The following is an 18,016-nucleotide window of genomic DNA, read 5'->3' as shown; positions in this document are numbered from 1 at the left end:
CAGACAAATGCGGGCGGCCAGGCGCGGCGAACCGGATCGGCAGAATCAAATACGCGCATATCAGCGCATGCCAGCGCACTCGCCGCACCGTCGCGCCCATCGGCGCGTCGGCGCCCGGGCGCTTCATTGCACGACTGATTATTTGTCCATCTGCTTCTGCTCGGCGCTGGAATCGCCGGATGCCGCGGCGGCATTGGATGCGCTGTCATTGGACCACTGCTGCAACTTGCGCCCCGCCGTTTCGAGCCCCGCGCCGGTCGTGCTTGCGGCCCTTGCGAGCGCCGCATTGGTCGCGCTGGCCGCATCATGCAGATTGGCTTGTGCAGTCGATGCGAGCTGACTCGGATCGATCTTCACCGTCCCTGCCGGATTCGACGCATCCGAAGCAGCGGTGGCGAAGTTCTGCTGCACGGTCGCGCGCGCGGCATCCGTCTGCTGGCCGACGTAGCTCGCCGCCTGATCGAGTTTCTGCCCGGCCTGCTGCGCGACGTCGTTGAGCTTGCTGTTGGCCTGCTCCGCCGATGCGTCATTCTTGTGACACGCGGCAAGGCCGCCGAGCAGTATCGCGGTGAATACGGTACAGCGTGCGAGCGGATGACGTGAGAACGGATTCATTGAGGAATGTGCGCCGCGACAAGCGGCTTTCGCATACGGAAACGTTTCAATGATACGCCGTTGCGTTCGACATCCTCCTCAGCGAGTACATGAAAGCCCGCGCGCTCGAAACTGCGCTTCGCGCTCGCGCTCGCATGCGCGGTGAGCATCGGCGTGCCCGCCGCGCGCGCGACCGCTTCGAAGCGCGCGAGCAGCGTCCATGCGATGCCCTGCCCCGCGAACGCAGGCGACGTATAGAGCATCTCGACATGATCGGCCGGATGCAGTTGTCCGAACGCGGCGATCGTATCGCTCGCCACCGCGACGAGCGTCAGGCCCTGTGCGAGGCGCGCACTGAACGCCTCGAGATCATCAGCCGACGCGGCCCATGCGGCGCGTCCCGCCTCGTCGTAATGCGAAGCGGCAAGCTGCATCACCGCATCGCGAAACAGCACGGCGAGCATCGGCGGATCGCCGGCTCGCAGGGTTCGCCACTCAATATGATTGATTGCCATGCTTGCATCATCCATTGTTGCCTCACCATTTGCGCGTGCGACGCGCTTCTGTCGGATTCGATGGAGTAGACTCGTCAGCGTCCAACGTGTTCCATCCTCAACGGAGGCATTCGATGGCGGCAAAAAAGATTCTCTTTCTGACCGGCGACTTCGCCGAAGATTATGAAACGATGGTGCCCTTTCAGGCGCTGCAAGCCGTCGGGCATCGCGTCGATGCGGTGTGTCCCGGCAAGCGCGCGGGCGAACGGGTCAAGACCGCGATTCACGATTTCGAGGGCGACCAGACTTACAGCGAGAAGCCCGGCCATCAGTTCACACTGAACGCGTCGTTCGACGACATCGACCTCGCGAGCTACGATGCGCTTGCGATTGCCGGCGGCCGCGCGCCCGAGTATTTACGGCTCGATCAGAAAGTGATCGACGTGGTGCGTCACTTCGCGTCGAGCCGCAAGCCGATTGCGGCCATCTGTCACGCGGCGCAGCTGCTGGCCGCCGCCGACGTGATACGCGGCAAGCGCATCGCCGCGTATCCGGCCTGCGCGCCTGAAGTCCGGCTCGCGGGCGGCGAATACGCCGACATTCCCGTCGATGCCGCCCACACCGATGCGCCGTTCGTCACGGCGCCCGCGTGGCCCGCGCATCCGGCATGGCTGCGGCAGTTTCTTGTGTTGCTCGGTACACGCATCGAGCTCTGAGCGGCGCATGCCGCACATACGGCACATGCGGCACATGCGGGCGGCACATGCGGCACGTATTGCACATATCGCGCCTGCGGCAACGGCGCGCATGCGGGTCCGATTGAGACTTATCTGATGGTCCGAAAGCGAGGGGCTCCCTAAAGTCGGCGACTGACTTCGGGAGGCCTCTTCATGGACCTGACCAGCTGGATCATCATCCTCGCCATCGCATGGATCGCGGTGGCGTTTTTTTGCCTGCGCACGCGCACGGACTGGTCAATTGAAAATCGCGCACGGCGTCGCACCGGCACGCGTCTGCTTGCGCAGGCCGTGTTCGCGCTCTGGAGCGCGGCGCTGATCGTGCTGCGCGGCTTCGAACTGGCCGGCGGCAAGTTGCATCTGTCCAGTATCGTGTTGAGCGTTGCGGCGCTGCTCGCCGGGTGCGGCTGCTACTGGCTGATTCGCGGCATGAAGTTCCTCAAGGCACGCAGGCTGTTTGCCGCTTACTGAAGCCCCGTATCGACGCGCTGCATCACAGCGCTGCATTGAAACCCGCATTGAAACGCCGCCGGCAAGTTGCGCATCGCCACGGCGCCGTCGCTCAACCGACACCTCGCGCAGCACGCCCATGCGCGAAGTGAGCGCGCAGCCGTCATCGCGTACTGAGCGGCCAGATCGCGAAACCGAGGTCCTGCGTGCCGCCTGTTTCTTCGGTCACTTCTTCTTGCTGCGGCAAACGCGATGCGGAATCGGGTAACGACAGGAAGAAGGTCGTGCCGACATCCTCCATCGACTCGGCCCATACCCGCCCGCCGTGCCGCTCGACCACGCGGCGCACCATCGCCAGACCGATCCCCTCGCCCGCGGCGATATCGCCGTGCAGCCGCTGAAATGCATTGAACAGGCGCGGCAGCGCGACCTCGGGAATGCCGAGGCCGTTGTCCTTCACATAGAAAATGCGCAACGACTGCACGCCCGGCGGCGCCGGCGCGGTGCCGATCTCGACGATGCCCGGACGTTCCGGATGCAGATAGTTGATCGCATTGCCGATCAGATTCGCGAACACCTGCTCGAGTGCGGTCGCGTCGCCCCACACGCGCGGCAGCGTATGCACGACGATGCGCGCGCGACGGGCGCGGATCGACACCTGCATCGCGTCGATCACGCGCTGCACGATGTCGCGCACATCGACCTGCTGGCGCCGGTACTCGACACGCCCGACACGCGACAGCCGCAGCAGCGCATCGATGATATGCGAGGCGCGCAGCACGGCTGTCTGCAGGAAGTGCAGCGCCTCGCCGATGTCGCCGTCGATCAGATACTCGATATGCGCGCGCTGCGCGTCGGGCAGCGACGATTGCCGCACCGCCTTGCGCAGGTCGTCGCAGGCGTGCAGCAGCTCCTTCGAAAAACCTTGCAGGTTCACGAGCGGCGCACGCAGACCGTGCGACACGCTATAAATGAACGTTTCGTTTTCCTGGGTCTGCTGGCGCAACGATTCGTTGGTGCGCGCCAACTCGCCGGCACGCCGCGCGAGATCGAACTGGAAGCGCGCCTGCAACCGTTCCGCTTCGAGCAGGCGCCGGCTCGTCTCATGCAGCGTGCGATCGAGACGCGCGATCTCGTCCGTGCCGGTGTCGAGCGGCGCGAGCGGCTCATTGCTCGCGAGGCGCTTCGCATTGTCGGACAGCACGTCGAGCCGGCCGCCGACGCCGCGCGTAAACAACCAGCAGGCGATCGCGACAAAGGCGAGCGAGCCGAGCACCGCCGCCACGATCAGCACCTGTTGCCGGTCGCGCGCCGACGCGGCCGCGTTCGCGCGCAGCGCATCGAGCCGCCGCTCCTCGGTCTGGAACGCGGCCACCTGCATACGGAAATTGTCGACCACGTCGGTGTTGGCGAGATCCCTGAAGCGTTCGACCACATCACGCCGCCGCCCGGAGCGGATCAGATCCTGCACACGGTCCGCCCACTGACGGTAGGCTTGCACCGCCTGACGGACCTGTACGGCACGCTCGACTTGCGCCGGGTCGTTCGACACGGTCTCGGCGAGCCGGTCGATGCGCTGATCGGTCTCGACCCACAGCGAGACCGGCGTGCCGACGTCGCGCGAGCCCGCGACCACCGCACCGCGCAGCCGCAGCGAGTCGAGCAGCACCGGTTCGAGAATCGCGGTGGTCTGGCGCAGCACGTCTTCGCTATGCAGGCTCCAGCGCTCCGCGTCGCGTGCGTCGGCCTGCGCCTTGACGATGCCCGACAGCAGCGCCAGCTCGATAACGGCCGGAATCGCAATCAGCAACAGCCCTTTGGTGGTCAGTCTCATTGAAGCGCGACGAAGATTCGGGAGCGCCGCCGGCCGGCGCACGCGGGACGGTCATTATGTCGTTGTTTGAGTGGCGTGACAAAAATCGTAAGAACCTCATCATTTGATGAGCCGCCGTAATCGGAATCGAAGAATATGCCCATGAATGGAACATCGAGCCACACCAATATCGTGCATTGATCGCACTCGTATAGTGCGCAGCCGATATGGCGAGCCATACCCAATGAACGACATTCAGCGCCGCGTTTGCGCGCACAGTCCATTTCGGTGCGGATCTGCACCGCATCAACGCGTTTTCGACCCAACTTGGCCCACTTCTTGCGTCCGATGCCCGCTTTTTGCGCAAAGCGGTTTCAACGCCACATGGACAACCTCAAAACCGGCACCGACACACTCTTTCTGCTGCTAGGCGCGGCGATGGTGCTTGCAATGCATGCGGGATTCGCGTTTCTCGAACTCGGCACGGTTCGCAAGAAAAACCAGGTCAACGCACTCGTGAAAATTCTCGTCGACTTCGCGGTATCGACAATCGCCTATTTCTTTATCGGCTACACGATCGCTTACGGCGTGCAGTTCTTCGATAGCGCGCAGGTTCTCGCCGCGCATAACGGCTATGCGCTCGTGCGCTTCTTCTTCCTGCTGACCTTCGCCGCGGCGATTCCGGCGATCGTCTCGGGCGGTATTGCCGAACGGTCCAAATTCAATCCGCAACTGTTCGCGACCTTCGTGCTGGTCGGCTTTATCTACCCGTTCTTCGAAGGGATTGCGTGGAATAACCGCTTCGGCGTTCAGGACTGGCTCGCCGCGACGTTCGGCGCGCCGTTCCACGATTTCGCCGGCTCGGTGGTCGTGCATGCATTCGGCGGCTGGGTCGCGTTGCCGGCCGTGCTGCTGCTCGGCGCGCGACACGGGCGCTACCATCGCGACGGCCGGATTGCCGCGCATCCGCCGTCGAATATTCCGTTTCTCGCCCTCGGCGCGTGGGTGCTCGCGGTCGGCTGGTTCGGCTTTAACGTGATGAGCGCGCAAACCATCGACAAGATCAGCGGCCTCGTCGCGGTCAATTCGCTGATGGCGATGGTCGGCGGCACGCTCACCGCGTGGCTTGCCGGCCGCAACGATCCGGGCTTCACCTACAACGGCCCGCTCGCGGGACTGGTCGCCGTGTGCGCGGGGTCCGACGTGATGCATCCGCTCGGCGCGCTGATCACCGGCGCGCTCGCGGGCGTGCTCTTCGTCTATATGTTCACCTGCGTGCAAAACCGCTGGCGCATCGACGACGTGCTCGGCGTATGGCCGCTGCACGGTCTGTGCGGCGCGTGGGGCGGCATCGCGGCCGGCATCTTCGGGCTGCGCGCGCTGGGCGGGCTCGGCGGCGTGTCGTTCGCCGCGCAACTGATCGGCACGCTCGGCGGCATCGTCATCGCGACCGTGGGCGGTGTGATCGTCTACGGCGCCATTCGCGCGACGGTCGGCTTGCGCCTCGGCCAGGAGGAAGAGTTCGACGGCGCCGACCTGTCGATTCACCGGATCTCGTCGACGCCGGAGCGGGAAACCGTGCTGTAACACGCGGCGGGCGCGGAAGCGGCGCCGCTGTGCGCGCGCCGCGCGGACTGTCTGGTGCGCGCCGAGGTATGAACGCGCTGCGCGGCACTGCACTGCAGACACCCCGCGTCGCGCTGCACGTCACACACTGTGTGCACTGCACTGCACTGCGCCGCACCGCGGCTACGGCTACGGCTACGGCTGTGCTGCACGTCACGACACGGCACGGCGCTGCACGTCACGTCACGTCACACCGCACCGGATCACATCACGTCGCTTCACAGCGCGGCGCGTCACGGCGAAACACGGTGCGACAAGACACATCACGACAGCACACGGCACACCAAGGCCACACACCATGGCGCCCCGTTTCCCGCGCGACAATGCTAGACTTGCGCACCGGAGATGGCATTCTCCCTTAACCGCCCACGTGGCTGATGATGCCTGCTTCGTCCGGCTGACAACGGACGCGGCGTCATCACGCCTCACGCCGCCGCAAGTTTGCCTGCGCGTCACTGTCAGCCGGGTTTGTCGACGTTTCCGACTTTCCTGGGTCTGTCCATGTATCTATCCATTCTTGCCGTCGGCATCGGCGGCGCACTGGGCTCGCTGTTTCGCTGGTTTCTCGCCATCCGCATGAACGGGCTCTTTCCGGCGCTGCCGCTCGGCACGCTGGCGGCGAATCTGATTGCCGGCTACATCATCGGCGTCGCCATCGCATTCTTCGCGCGCAATCCGAATCTCGCGCCCGAGTGGCGCCTGTTCGTCATCACCGGCCTGATGGGCGGCCTGTCGACCTTCTCGACGTTCTCCGCCGAAGTGGTGCAGCGTCTGCAGGAAGGACGCCTCGGCTGGGCGATGGGGGAAATCGCGATTCATGTGGGTGCGTCGGTGATCGCGACCCTCGCCGGACTCGCGACCATCGCGGTTGCTGCGCGGTAACAGTGAGGTAACGGTGAGGTGGCAGTGAGGTAGCGGTCAGGCAACAGCCCGATCGCCATCATCGCGTAAAGCGTCCGAAAGCGATTGCGGCCGGCATGAGCGCAATCTGCAAGACGCTGATGCAACGATTCCCCGAGGATGAGGGCGGACGGCTCACCTGATAGTGAAACCCGTGCAGCCGTCCGGCAACGCCCGACACAGCGTTGCGCACCAGCGTGCCGTTTTGCAAAACACCCTTCCCGGAACACGATTGCCGACGTCGTTGACAACGTTGACACCCGTGTCAAAATGAATCGAACGCGAGCCTTGGTTGCGGTTCGCCACGGCGGCACGCGCCGGGCCAGCTGCTCAGGAATCACCGCCCATGACCGGCACCGACTTACCCCAGCTCCTTCCCAACCTGCTGCCACGGCTCTGGGGGTTCGCGCTGCGTCTGTCGGGCAACCGGCAGGATGCGGAAGACCTCGTGCAGCGCACCTGCCTGCGCGCGCTCGAGCGGCAGCATCAATTGAAGCCGGACAGTTCGCCGCACAGCTGGCTGTTCGCCATCGCCCATACGATATGGCTCAACGAGATACGCGCGCGCGGCATCCGCAATCGCACGCACGTCGCATGGGACGACGCACTGCTCGAGGTGATTGCCGATCCGGCCGCCCCCTCGCCTGAAACCCTCGTCATGCACCGGCAAATCGTCCGTGCGGTCGCGCATCTGCCGCACGCGCAGCGCACCGTGCTGCTGCTCGTCGCGGTCGAGGGCTTCACTTACAGTGAAGCGGCGGCCACGCTCGGCGTGCCGATCGGCACCGTGATGAGCCGCCTCGCGCGGGCGCGCCGCTCGATCGGCGCACTGGCCGGCGAAACACCGCCGCGCGCCCCGGCGGAACTGACGAGGCCGCTGTAACCGGAAAACACCGCCTGACGCGGCGCGCAGCAATGCAAAGACTCGCGGTCAGAAGAACGCACCATCGAGACCACACCGCCGCAGGCCCCGACGAACACCTGAAGACCGCCGTCTATTCCACTTGAAATATTAAAGATGACTCTATTCCGCACAATAGTGTCCTTTGATTGCCGCCGTTTATCTGTCAGCACACTGCAGCGACAATCAGTGCGATTTTGACAGGCTGCCGCCCGTCCTCCCCGCAAGCTCTGTGCGCAGGCCGCGTCAATTCCCCCTGCTTTTGCAAACAGCGTTTTTTTGTGAATTCACCTGATCCAGTTCGGCATTAATCCGCCACGTCGGGTGTTATGTGCTTCGTGGACCGCGCGCAATTGCGGTCTCCATGCAGTCTTCTTTTCGCGGCGGACAACCCCGGTCGTGCGAGTGAGTGCAGCAGGCAGCCTCCTGGTGAGTGCGCGCTATGCCCACTCGTCCGTCGAATCCGCCTTCGTTTTAAAGCATTAACTTGATTCGGCTGGGATACCAATATGCTGAAAAACTCAAAGCGGATGATCTGGGCGCTCGGCGCGCTTGTCGTGATCGGTGGGGCCAGCGGGCTCGTCGCGTGGCGCAACGGTTCTGGTCCGGTCAGCCAGGCCGCGGCGGCCGACCATGCGGCGCCGCCGGCGGTCGAAGTCGATGTCGCCACCGTCATCTCACGTCCGATTATCGACTGGCAGGTTTACTCCGGCCGGCTCGAAGCGATCGACGCCGTTGAAATCAAGCCGCTCGTGCCCGGCACGATCGTCGCCGTGCATTTCAAGGACGGCGCGCTCGTGAAGAAAGGCGACCCGCTCTTCACGATCGACCCGCGTCCGTATGTCGCCGCGGTCGATCAGGCGGCCGCGCAACTCGCGATGGCCGTCGCGCACGAAAAGTACACCGACGCCGATGCCGCACGCGCGGACCGTCTGCTGCCCGACAACGCAATCGCCAAACGCGACTACGACGAAACGCAAAGCCGTGCGCGCGAAGCGATCGCGCAGGTGAAAGCGGCGCAGGCCGCGCTCGAAGCCGCCAAGGTCAATCTCGACTACACGCAGATCACCGCGCCGGTGGCGGGACGCATGTCGCGCGCGCTGCTGACGGTCGGCAACGTGGTGGCGCCCGGCGCGAGCGCGCCGGTGCTGTCGACGCTCGTGTCGGTGTCGCCGATCTACGCGGCGTTCGATGTCGACGAGCACACGTATCTCGACTATCTGAACCGCGATAACAGCCACCCGGTGCCGGTATCGCTCGAGCTCGCGAACGAAACCACCTACTCGCGCCAGGGCGCCGTCTACTTCGTCGATAACCATCTCGACACGGCCTCCGGCACGATCCGCGTGCGCGCGCGTTTCGACAATGCGGACGGTTCGCTGGTGCCGGGCCTTTATGCACGCGTGCAGGTGGGCGGCGGGCAACGGCACCCGGCGATCCTGATCGACGACGCGGCGATCGCCACCGATCAGGCGAAGAAATTCGTGCTTGTGGTGGACAGCACGAATCATGTGCAGTACCGCGAGATCGTTCCGGGCGGCCTGCATGAAGGCCTGCGCGTCGTGACGAGCGGGCTGAAGACGGGCGACCGGATCGTCGTGAACGGCATCGAGCATGCGCGTCCCGGCGACCTGATCACGGTCCACCCCGTCGATATGGCGACCGCCGCGCGCGCGGCGGGCTCGGCCGCCTGATGCCGAAGAGGCGTTTCGCCGGTCAGGCCGCGCGAAACGCCAGATGATCGTCAACCACGCGTGAGCTGGGCGCCATCGGGCGGCCCGCGCAACGGACGCACCGCGCGGCGCCTGCCCCGGCGACGCAGCTCAGGCAACAAGTCACACGACGGAACCTCATCATGAACATATCCCGATTCTTCATCGACCGGCCGATCTTCGCGGGTGTGCTATCGATGCTGATACTGCTTGGCGGGATCATCTCGCTCGCCCTGCTGCCGACCGCCGAATACCCTGAGGTGGTGCCGCCCTCGGTGGTCGTAAAGGCGCAATACCCGGGCGCGAACCCGAAGGTGATCGCCGAGACTGTCGCATCGCCGATCGAGGAGCAGATCAACGGCGTCGAGAACATGCTGTACATGCAGTCGCAGGCGAACAGCGACGGCAATATGACGACCACCGTCACGTTCAAGCTCGGCATGGACCCGGACCTCGCGACGCAGCTCGTGCAGAACCGCGTGAACCAGGCGCTGCCGCGTCTGCCCGACGAAGTGCAGCGGCTCGGCGTGACGACCATCAAGAGCTCGCCGACCCTGACGATGGGTGTGAACCTCGTGTCGCCGAGCGGCCGCTACGACATGACGTATCTGCGCAACTACGCGCTGATCAACGTGAAGGACCGCCTGAGCCGGATTCCGGGCGTCGGCGAAGTGCAACTGTGGGGCGCCGGCGACTACGCGATGCGCGTGTGGCTCGATCCGCAGAAGATCGCCGAGCACAACATGACCGCGACCGACGTGGCCAACGCGATCCGCGAGCAGAACATTCAGGTCGCCGCGGGTATCGTCGGCGGCGCGCCGTCGAATGCGCCGCTGCAGCTGAACGTGAATGCGCGCGGCCGCCTGACGACCGTCGAGGAATTCCGCGACATCGTGCTCAAGGCGTCGCCGGACGGCGCGGTCACGCACCTGGGCGACGTTGCGCGGGTCGATCTCGATGCGCAGGAGTACGGGCTGCGCGCGATGCTCGACAACAAGCAGGCGGTGATGATGATCATCAACCAGCAGCCTGGCGCAAACTCGCTCGCGATCGCGCAGAACGTCTACGCGACGATGAAGGAACTGAAAGCCGACATGCCGGACGGCGTCGACTACAAGATCGCGTATGACCCGACCGAGTTCGTGCGCGACAGTATCAAGGCGGTCATTCATACGCTGATCGAGGCGATCGCGCTGGTGGTGGTGGTCGTGATCGTGTTCCTGCAGACCTGGCGCGCGTCGATCATTCCGCTGATTGCGGTGCCGGTGTCGATCGTCGGCACATTCTCGCTGATGCTCGCGTTTGGCTTCACGATCAATGCGCTGTCGCTGTTCGGCATGGTGCTGGCGATCGGTATCGTGGTCGACGATGCGATCGTGGTGGTCGAAAACGTCGAACGGAACATCAGCAACGGGCTCACCGCGCGCGAGGCGACCTATGCGGCCATGCGCGAGGTGAGCGGGCCGATTATCGCGATCGCCTGTACGCTCGTCGCGGTGTTCGTGCCGCTCGCATTCATGACGGGCCTGACCGGCCAGTTCTACAAGCAGTTCGCGATGACCATCGCGATCTCGACGGTGATCTCCGCGTTCAACTCGCTGACGCTGTCGCCGGCCTTGTCCGCGCTGCTGCTGAAAGACCACCACGCGAAGAAGGACTGGCTGACGCGCGTGATGGACAAGTTATTCGGCCGCTTCTTCCACCACTTCAATCACTTTTTCAATCGCGGCGCGGAGAACTACAGCAAGGGCGTCACCGGCGTGATCGGCCATCGCGCGATCATGCTCGGCGTGTATGTCGTGCTGCTGTGCTGCGCCGGTCTGATGGCGAAAATCGTGCCGGGCGGCTTCGTGCCCGCGCAGGACAAGGACTACGTGATCTGCTTCGCGCAGCTGCCCAACGGCGCGTCGATCGATCGCACCGAAGACGTGATCCGCCAGATGAGCGAAATCGCGCTGAAGCAGCCCGGCGTGCAGCACGCGGTCGCGTTCCCGGGCCTGTCCGTGAACGGCTTCACCAACTCGTCGAGCGCCGGCATCATGTTCGCGAAGCTGTATCCGTCGGCCTCGCGTGGCAAGGGCGAATCGGGTAATGAAATCGCCGCGGCGCTGAACCAGAAGTACGCGGCGATCAAGGGCGCGTATGTCGCGGTGTTCCCGCCGCCGCCGGTGCTCGGTCTCGGCACGCTCGGCGGTTTCAAGATGCAACTCGAGGACCGCAGCGCGCTCGGCTACGATGCGCTCAATAGCGCGGTGCAGGCGTTCCTGAAGAAAGCGGCGCAAACCCCCGAACTCGGTCCGACCTTCTCCAGCTACCAGATCAACAACCCGCAGCTGAACGTCGATCTGGACCGCGTGCGCGCGAAGCAACTGGGCGTGTCGATCACCGACGTGTTCGACACGATGCAGATCTACCTGGGCTCGCTGTACATCAACGACTTCAACCGCTTCGGCCGGGTCTATCAGGTGCGCGTGCAGGCCGATGCGCCGTTCCGCGCAAGCGCCTCCGACATCGGCCTGCTGAAGACGCGCAACTCGGCGGGCGAGATGGTGCCGCTGTCGTCGCTGGTGAAGGTGACGCCGACCTACGGGCCGGAGATGGTCGTGCGCTACAACGCGTATACCGCCGCCGACATCAACGGCGGTCCCGCGCCCGGCTTCTCGAGCAATCAGGCGCAAGCCGCCGCGGAACGGATCGCCGCCGAGGTGCTGCCGCGCGGCATCAAGTACGAATGGACCGACCTCACCTATCAGCAGATTCTCGCCGGCGACTCGGCGCTGTGGATCTTCCCGATCAGCGTGCTGCTCGTGTTCCTCGTGCTCGCCGCGCTGTACGAGAGCCTGACGCTGCCACTCGCGGTGATCCTGATCGTGCCGATGAGCCTGTTGTCCGCGCTAACCGGCGTGTGGCTCACGCGCGGCGACAACAACATCTTCACGCAGATCGGCCTGATGGTGCTGGTCGGGCTGTCCGCGAAGAACGCGATCCTGATCGTCGAGTTCGCGCGCGAGCTCGAAATGAGCGGCCGCTCGATCGTCGAGGCCGCGATCGAGGCGAGCCGGCTGCGCTTGCGGCCGATTCTGATGACCTCGATCGCGTTCATCATGGGTGTGGTGCCGCTCGTCATATCGGTCGGCGCCGGCGCGGAAATGCGCCACGCGATGGGTATCGCGGTGTTCTTCGGGATGCTCGGCGTCACCTTCTTCGGGCTGATGCTCACGCCCGTGTTCTACGTCGTGCTGCGCAAGCTGAGCGGCGCGGAGCATCTGGTCGACAAGCACGGCAACCATCCGCACGTGCAGGTCGCCGCGTCCGTCTATGAAGAATAAAGGGGATACGATGAGAACACTTCCAATCAGAGCCGTGGTGAAGCGCTCGGCGCTGCCGGCCGCGTTGCTCGCCGCCTTGCTCGCCGCGGCCGGTTGCTCGCTCGCGCCGACGTACAAGGTGCCGGATGCGCAGGTCGCACCGGCCTACAAGGAAACCGCCGACGACTTCAAGGAGGCGGCCATCAAGGTGCCGGCCGACGGCACGTGGAAAACCGCGGAGCCATCCGAAGCCATCGCGCGCGGGCAATGGTGGACGATCTTCGCCGATCCGACGCTCGACACGCTCGAGCAGCAGGCGCACGACGCGAACCAGGATCTGAAGGCCGCCGTCGCGCGCGTGAAGGAAGCGCGCGCACTGAACGAGGTCGCGCGCGCGGGTTTCTTCCCGACCATCGGCGCGGGCTTCGGCCCGACGCGCCAGCAGATTTCCGCGGTGTCGTTCCTGGAGCCGGACGGCACACACATTCCGGAGCAGACGATCTGGCGCGCGCAGGCAACCGCATCGTATGAGGTCGATCTGTTCGGGCGCGTCGATTCGAACTACAACGCGACCAAGGCCGACGCGCAGCAAACCGAGGCGCTATTGCGCTCGGTACTGCTCGCGTTGCAGGCGGACGTCGCGCAAAACTACTTCTCGCTGCGCGAACTCGACGCCGAGTCCGATGTGCTCAAGAACGCGGTCGATCTGCGCGAGCAGGCGCTCAAGTTCGTTCAGGACCGCTTCAACGACGGCGAGATCAGCGAGCTCGACGTCGCGCGTGCGAAAGCCGAACTCGAAAGCGCGCGCTCGGACCAGATGACCATTCAACGCATGCGTGCGGCGTCGGAACACAGCCTCGCGGTATTGCTCGGCAAGACGCCGTCGGAGTTCACGATCGCGGCGAATCCGCTGACGCCGGTCGAAGTGCGCATTCCGCCCGGTCTGCCGTCGTCGCTGCTCGAGCGGCGGCCGGATATTGCCGCGGCCGAACGCGCGATGGCGGCAGCCAATGCGCGCATCGGCGTGGCGCGCGCCGCGTATTTTCCGTCACTGAATCTGACCGGCAATGCGGGCTTCGAAGCGGCGACCATCGGCAATCTGTTTCGCGCGAGCAGCTGGGCGTTCCTCGCGGGACCGGCCGCCGGCACCGCGCTCACACAGACGATCTTCGACGGCGGGCAGCGCAAGGGCAATCTGAAGAACGCGCATGCGCAGTTCGACGAGCAGGTCGCGAATTATCGCGAGCAGGTGCTGATCGCGTTCCAGCAGGTCGAAGACAACCTGTCGGATCTGCGCATTCTCGAAGACCAGACGCAGACGCAGGGACGCGCGGTCGCGGCATCGTCGCGCGCCGCGCATCTGTCGCGCGTGCAGTACAACGAGGGCGCGGTGGCCTACCTCGACGTGATCGATGCGGACCGCACGGTGCTGGACGCGCGCCGCGTGGCCGTGCAGCTCGACGGCGTGCAGGCGGCCTCGACGGTCAACCTGATCCGCGCGCTCGGCGGCGGCTGGGGCGACAGCATGCCGAAGCCGTCGGACGAGCCGAGTCTCGCGAAGCAGTAAGCGTCATTGGGCGGCGGCGCGCGGTTGCACCTGCACCGCCACCGCCGACTCAAACACCGCGTGAACCGAATCGCCGGCCTTCACGTGGCCGATGTCGATACCAGGCGACACGGAAAGCTGGACAGTACGCGACGGCCCACGCAGCACGATGATCCGTTTCTTCCGGTCGACCCGCTGCACGGTCGCGATCACATCGACGCGATGCACCACCGCCGTGCGCCCCTCCGACGCCGGTATCGCCGCGGTCGTATCGACCCGCTGACGGATGCCGCTGCCGCCGGCTTTATCGAGCCGCAGCAGGAGCGCGTGCTGATACGCGATATCGAGCACGTCGCCGACATGCAGCTTCGACACATCGGCAATGGCCGGGTCGACCGCAATGTCCTCGACGTCGCCGCGCGGCCCCTTGATCGTCACGCTATTCGCACCCGGATTCACCGCGACGACTTGCGCCTGCACCCGGACCGGATCGAGCACCGCGACCGCGCCCTGGGGCGGCTGCGCAGCCGAACTTTGCGCGTGCGCCAATGGACTGCCGGACATCCCTAAAACCAGTATTGCTACAGCACCGATTTTCCCGTGATCGACTGGCATTCGAGCCTCCCTTTTAAACGGGTTATCCAACCAGGCAGCCTGATTTCGGTTCATCCATTAAATCTTTAAAAAGAAGACACGGCTTAAAATAAATATCTCTTGACTTTTTCACAGCGGGGAATCGATTTTGACTTCACTGGCCGTGCATATAACATCGAATACGCAGGCGACATAATTTCAGCTCCATCGGATTATCAACCAATGAATAGGCGGGCCTCTCTAAGGGTTTACATCTGGTATACGGGCGCACCCGCACATGCGTGAAAACTGCGAAATGCGGCGGTCTCCGGACCATTATGCGGCGCCACATATGACGACACTTCCGCTGGATAACGGCCGCCGCACAAATATGCAGTTTGAATGTTCATTTCATAGGAAATTTACATTACGTTCCAGTAATGATGATATTTTTCTGCAAGCTCTCGGGATCGGTAAAAACGCGCTATTAATGTTGAAAACAAGATTCAATTACACGTTTTAAATCTGGCGGCGCGAAATCATAAAGGTCGCGTTTTCCACTAGTACCGCTACAAGCGGAAATCATCGAAACTTTTTCCGGTAAGCGGCGCGGCGCGCGCCGCCCAGCGGATAACCTTTGGACGAGAGAAAATGCGCTCTACCACTGACAATCTACCGAGCGTCGCCCGGAGAATGCTCGCGGGCAGGATGCTGACCGATGGTGCGACCATCGATACCGTCGCTGACGCTCTCCACATATCGGCCTACACGGTGCGCCGCTACAAAACGCTGCTGGACGACGGTGGTCTCGACGCGTTGCGCAAGATCAGCATCGGCGGCCGCACGTCGGTACTCGACGACACCGCGCGGCAGTGGATTGCCGACGCGCTACGCGGTTCGGCGAAAGAGCATGGCTTTCCGAGCGATGCGTGGACGAACGGCCGCTTGCGCGAACTGATCGGCTCGCGCTTCGGTGTGCACTATTCGCGCGTCTATACCTGGCAGATCGCGACCGACCTGGGCCTCGGACACCGGCTGTCGAAATCGCGCCGTTGAATGAATTGAAGCGAAGGTCGTAGCAATGCGTGTCCGCCCGCCCTCCCCCCGATGCGCGGAAGATGAAAAAAAGGCGCCACGTTTCCGTGGCGCCTTAAAAAGTTCTAGCCATTCCGAGGGCCGTGCTAGAACCTGAGAGACGAAATCCGAAAAGCGATGGTCGTTGCCTGCATCTAAACTCAGGTGAGTTGGCAATACGAACATGTTAGCGCTGCTATGCGACATGAATACGACATCGGACGGCAAAACCAGAAAACCACTGCATTGCCGGTGAGTCGCAAAAACGCACTTTCGGAATGAAGTTCCATTTTTTATGGTTATGCTGACCAAGTCAAGCAAAATCTTCCCGTTCGCCATACGCTGGAAAACCCGCTTCAGATACAATGAAACGGGCACTTAAACGTCTTCCGCCCGGTCTGCGCGCAAGCGGCGGGTGCCTTATCGTCACTGAGGCGTCGTGATAATCCGAAATAGAGTTTCAAAAAAATTTACATGAAAAGGCCATCGACTGCTGCCGCCTTTGATGCCTCCACTCGCATCGCCGCTCGCGAAAAAGAGGGGTCGGGCGAAGAGGTCACTGCGCTTGCGCGCGGTTTGACGGTGCTGCGTCAGGTCGCGGCCGCCCACGCGCCGCTCAGCAACCGTGAGCTGACCGAACTCACGGGCATTCCCAAGCCAACGGTATCGCGCATCACCGCCACCCTCGTCAGTGCCGGCTTTCTGTTCCAGCTGCCGGACAGCGAACGCTTCGTGCTGACGTCATCCGTGCTCGAGTTGAGCAACGGCTTCCTGCGCAACTTCGACATCCGCGGGCGAGCGCGCCCGTTTCTGATCGAACTGGCCGAGCGCACGTCGCTCTCCGTGCATCTGGCCGTGCGCGACCGGCTCGACATGGTGGTGATCGACGCGATCAAGCCGCGCTCGGCGGTGCTCGTGTCGCGTCTGGACGTCGGTTCGCGGATGGACATCGCCCGCACGGCGATCGGCCGCGCGTACCTGTGCTCGCTGCAGGCGAGCGAACGCCGGCAGTTGCTGACGAGCCTGCAGACCGCGGCCGGCGACGACTGGGCGCCGCTCGGCGGCCGGCTCGACAGCGCGATGCGCGAAACGTCCGAGCGCGGCTTCGCGATTGCGATCGGCGAATGGTACGAAGGTTTGAACGCAATTGCGACGGCGTTCGTCGGGCCGGCCGGCGAACGCTATGCGGTCAACTGCGGCGGCTCGGCGCCGCAGTGTCCGCGCGATTGGCTCGAATCGCGCGCGGCGCCTGCGCTGATCGAATGCGTGGCGAAAATCACCCGTGAAATCGGCGGCACCCCGGGCCTGTGCGTCGACGCCTAGCCGGCGGCGGCGCCCGCGACGCCGCTTGTGCTCGCTTGCCGGTTCTGTTCCGTTCCGCGGCGGGCGATCCGGCTGTCGCCAGTATTACATTCCACCCGGCCGACTACGCCGTTTCCCGGCCCGCCGCGCCCCACGCCGTTTTCAATCTGTAACCTACGTAACCTTGCGAAAAAAAGACCCGCTGGACTGTTGCCAGGGGCGCACGTAGCATCATGCTTTCTTGCGGGCCATGCCCGGCGACGCAAGGTAGCTGCAAGCCTGCGTGGCTGCGGCGCCGGCAAGTGCCGGAGCATCAACGCGTCGACATCTGCTGTGAACACGTAGCGCAGCGCTTCGAACAGGCGCGCCGCGTGGCACACGTCGCATCCACGCTCACGCATTACGCTTCGTAAGGACGGCCCGTGCGGACGTTGCGCACGGGCGCGCTGCACGGCTCGTCGCCTCGCTCTTTGTTCCGCGTGAGTCTTTGCTTCGACTCGTTGCCTCAGCGCGTGCTTCGACTCGCTGCTGCGACGCGCTGCGTTGCTTTGCTGCCTTGCTTTGCTGCTTCGACTCGTAGCCTTGACTCGATTAAAAGCGCCGCATCGTGTTCGCTCATCGGCCGCGCCGGCCGGTGAGCGCTCCGCGCGCCCGCTCCCGCTGCGAACTGTCATCTCGACACACGCACGGCGCGTGTAACGTCGCGATGCGCCGTAGATTTGCCCAATTCCACGCCAGCCAGCTGAATAGAACCGATGGACGAAAAACAAAAGCAGTCGGAACCCTCCCGCCACCCGACCCCGGCGCCTGCATCGGCCACCGGGCCGTCATCCGGGTCACCGGGCGGACCGCCGCGGCGAGGCCGCGGCCGCTGGCTGCTGGCGGGGGTGGTCGTGATCGTCGCGGTCGTCGCACTCGTGCGCTGGCATCCGTGGCGCAAGGCCGACGAAGGCGCCGGCGCAAGCGCGGCGGCCGGCGCGAGCGGC

15 protein-coding genes, 1 pseudogene and 1 riboswitch are annotated in these 18,016 nt (G+C 64.2%); of the genes and pseudogenes, 11 read left to right on the top strand and 5 right to left on the bottom strand.

The features are described from left to right. Positions 1 to 138: 138 nt before the first annotated feature. Together HV675_RS28210 and HV675_RS28205 are read right to left on the bottom strand one after the other, a co-directional pair. Positions 139 to 615, bottom strand: coding sequence for a BCAL1086 family glycoprotein (locus HV675_RS28210; protein ID WP_175114754.1), 477 nt, complete (start codon positions 613 to 615; stop codon positions 139 to 141). Further along, positions 612 to 1,109, bottom strand: coding sequence for a GNAT family N-acetyltransferase (locus HV675_RS28205; protein WP_175114753.1), 498 nt, complete (start codon positions 1,107 to 1,109; stop codon positions 612 to 614). The genes HV675_RS28210 and HV675_RS28205 overlap by 4 nt, the downstream gene beginning before the upstream one ends. 113 nt (positions 1,110 to 1,222) lie before the next feature. Between HV675_RS28205 and HV675_RS28200 the strand changes: the two genes are divergently transcribed. Beyond that, on the top strand, positions 1,223 to 1,804 hold the full coding sequence (locus HV675_RS28200) for a DJ-1/PfpI family protein (protein ID WP_175114752.1): 582 nt from the start codon (positions 1,223 to 1,225) through the stop codon (positions 1,802 to 1,804). A gap of 174 nt (positions 1,805 to 1,978) precedes the next feature. Continuing rightward, positions 1,979 to 2,296 (top strand): hypothetical protein, encoded by a 318-nt coding sequence (locus HV675_RS28195; protein ID WP_175114751.1) that lies wholly within the window; start codon positions 1,979 to 1,981, stop codon positions 2,294 to 2,296. Between the two features lie 142 nt (positions 2,297 to 2,438). On the opposite strand, the gene HV675_RS28190 is transcribed toward HV675_RS28195, so the two are convergent. Continuing rightward, on the bottom strand, positions 2,439 to 4,109 hold the full coding sequence (locus HV675_RS28190; RefSeq protein WP_175114750.1) for a sensor histidine kinase: 1,671 nt from the start codon (positions 4,107 to 4,109) through the stop codon (positions 2,439 to 2,441). Continuing rightward, on the bottom strand, positions 4,106 to 4,414 hold the full coding sequence (locus tag HV675_RS28185) for a hypothetical protein (protein WP_175114749.1): 309 nt from the start codon (positions 4,412 to 4,414) through the stop codon (positions 4,106 to 4,108). Before HV675_RS28185 ends, HV675_RS28190 begins: the two co-directional genes overlap by 4 nt. Positions 4,415 to 4,472: 58 nt before the next feature. Here HV675_RS28185 and HV675_RS28180 point away from each other — a divergent pair, with 58 nt between their 5' ends. The 6 genes from HV675_RS28180 to HV675_RS28155 all read left to right on the top strand — a co-directional run bounded on the left by HV675_RS28180 (position 4,473) and on the right by HV675_RS28155 (position 14,102). Continuing rightward, positions 4,473 to 5,675: an ammonium transporter gene (locus HV675_RS28180; protein ID WP_175114748.1), complete on the top strand. Its 1,203-nt coding sequence runs from the start codon at positions 4,473 to 4,475 to the stop codon at positions 5,673 to 5,675. Between the two features lie 371 nt (positions 5,676 to 6,046). After that, a riboswitch (Fluoride riboswitch) is annotated at positions 6,047 to 6,108 on the top strand. Positions 6,109 to 6,215: 107 nt separating this feature from the next. Beyond that, entirely contained in the window at positions 6,216 to 6,596 is a 381-nt protein-coding gene (crcB, locus tag HV675_RS28175; RefSeq protein WP_175114747.1) for a fluoride efflux transporter CrcB, read from the top strand. A gap of 364 nt (positions 6,597 to 6,960) precedes the next feature. After that, positions 6,961 to 7,497: an RNA polymerase sigma factor gene (locus HV675_RS28170; protein WP_175114746.1), complete on the top strand. Its 537-nt coding sequence runs from the start codon at positions 6,961 to 6,963 to the stop codon at positions 7,495 to 7,497. Positions 7,498 to 8,024: 527 nt separating this feature from the next. Next, positions 8,025 to 9,209, top strand: coding sequence for an efflux RND transporter periplasmic adaptor subunit (locus tag HV675_RS28165; protein ID WP_175114745.1), 1,185 nt, complete (start codon positions 8,025 to 8,027; stop codon positions 9,207 to 9,209). Between the two features lie 161 nt (positions 9,210 to 9,370). Beyond that, positions 9,371 to 12,556, top strand: coding sequence for an efflux RND transporter permease subunit (locus HV675_RS28160; RefSeq protein WP_175114744.1), 3,186 nt, complete (start codon positions 9,371 to 9,373; stop codon positions 12,554 to 12,556). A gap of 10 nt (positions 12,557 to 12,566) precedes the next feature. Beyond that, the gene (locus HV675_RS28155) at positions 12,567 to 14,102 is read left to right on the top strand and encodes an efflux transporter outer membrane subunit (protein WP_175114743.1); all 1,536 of its coding nucleotides are present in this window, start codon (positions 12,567 to 12,569) and stop codon (positions 14,100 to 14,102) included. A gap of 3 nt (positions 14,103 to 14,105) precedes the next feature. On the opposite strand, the gene HV675_RS28150 is transcribed toward HV675_RS28155, so the two are convergent. Further along, positions 14,106 to 14,696: a hypothetical protein gene (locus HV675_RS28150; RefSeq protein WP_175114742.1), complete on the bottom strand. Its 591-nt coding sequence runs from the start codon at positions 14,694 to 14,696 to the stop codon at positions 14,106 to 14,108. A gap of 609 nt (positions 14,697 to 15,305) precedes the next feature. On the opposite strand from HV675_RS28150, the gene HV675_RS28145 reads away from it, so the two are divergent. The 3 genes and pseudogenes from HV675_RS28145 to HV675_RS28135 form a co-directional block, all read left to right on the top strand. Beyond that, on the top strand, positions 15,306 to 15,710 hold the full coding sequence (locus tag HV675_RS28145; RefSeq protein WP_175114741.1) for a helix-turn-helix domain-containing protein: 405 nt from the start codon (positions 15,306 to 15,308) through the stop codon (positions 15,708 to 15,710). Positions 15,711 to 16,202: 492 nt separating this feature from the next. Then, a complete protein-coding gene (locus tag HV675_RS28140; RefSeq protein WP_175114740.1) occupies positions 16,203 to 17,051 on the top strand; it encodes an IclR family transcriptional regulator in 849 nt (282 codons plus the stop codon). A 734-nt stretch (positions 17,052 to 17,785) separates the two neighbouring features. Continuing rightward, a pseudogene (locus tag HV675_RS28135) lies at positions 17,786 to 18,016 on the top strand (MdtA/MuxA family multidrug efflux RND transporter periplasmic adaptor subunit); the annotation flags it as partial.

It is taken from the genome of Paraburkholderia solisilvae (assembly GCF_902859875.1).
Lineage (GTDB): Bacteria > Pseudomonadota > Gammaproteobacteria > Burkholderiales > Burkholderiaceae > Paraburkholderia > Paraburkholderia solisilvae.
The sequence above is the reverse complement of the archived record's forward strand: the minus strand, read 5'-3'. Positions and strand labels throughout refer to the sequence as shown.

Bases quoted from the DNA above. Each gene is read 5' to 3' on its own strand.
- HV675_RS28155 (WP_175114743.1), top strand. From the start codon at position 12,567: ATGAGAACACTTCCAATCAGAGCCGTGGTGAAGCGCTCGGCGCTGCCG.
- HV675_RS28160 (WP_175114744.1), top strand. From the start codon at position 9,371: ATGAACATATCCCGATTCTTCATCGACCGGCCGATCTTCGCGGGTGTG.
- HV675_RS28210 (WP_175114754.1), bottom strand. From the start codon at position 615: ATGAATCCGTTCTCACGTCATCCGCTCGCACGCTGTACCGTATTCACC.
- HV675_RS28200 (WP_175114752.1), top strand. From the start codon at position 1,223: ATGGCGGCAAAAAAGATTCTCTTTCTGACCGGCGACTTCGCCGAAGAT.
- HV675_RS28170 (WP_175114746.1), top strand. From the start codon at position 6,961: ATGACCGGCACCGACTTACCCCAGCTCCTTCCCAACCTGCTGCCACGG.
- HV675_RS28205 (WP_175114753.1), bottom strand. From the start codon at position 1,109: ATGGCAATCAATCATATTGAGTGGCGAACCCTGCGAGCCGGCGATCCG.
- crcB (WP_175114747.1), top strand. From the start codon at position 6,216: ATGTATCTATCCATTCTTGCCGTCGGCATCGGCGGCGCACTGGGCTCG.
- HV675_RS28190 (WP_175114750.1), bottom strand. From the start codon at position 4,109: ATGAGACTGACCACCAAAGGGCTGTTGCTGATTGCGATTCCGGCCGTT.
- HV675_RS28165 (WP_175114745.1), top strand. From the start codon at position 8,025: ATGCTGAAAAACTCAAAGCGGATGATCTGGGCGCTCGGCGCGCTTGTC.
- HV675_RS28140 (WP_175114740.1), top strand. From the start codon at position 16,203: ATGAAAAGGCCATCGACTGCTGCCGCCTTTGATGCCTCCACTCGCATC.
- HV675_RS28150 (WP_175114742.1), bottom strand. From the start codon at position 14,696: ATGCCAGTCGATCACGGGAAAATCGGTGCTGTAGCAATACTGGTTTTA.
- HV675_RS28195 (WP_175114751.1), top strand. From the start codon at position 1,979: ATGGACCTGACCAGCTGGATCATCATCCTCGCCATCGCATGGATCGCG.
- HV675_RS28180 (WP_175114748.1), top strand. From the start codon at position 4,473: ATGGACAACCTCAAAACCGGCACCGACACACTCTTTCTGCTGCTAGGC.
- HV675_RS28145 (WP_175114741.1), top strand. From the start codon at position 15,306: ATGCGCTCTACCACTGACAATCTACCGAGCGTCGCCCGGAGAATGCTC.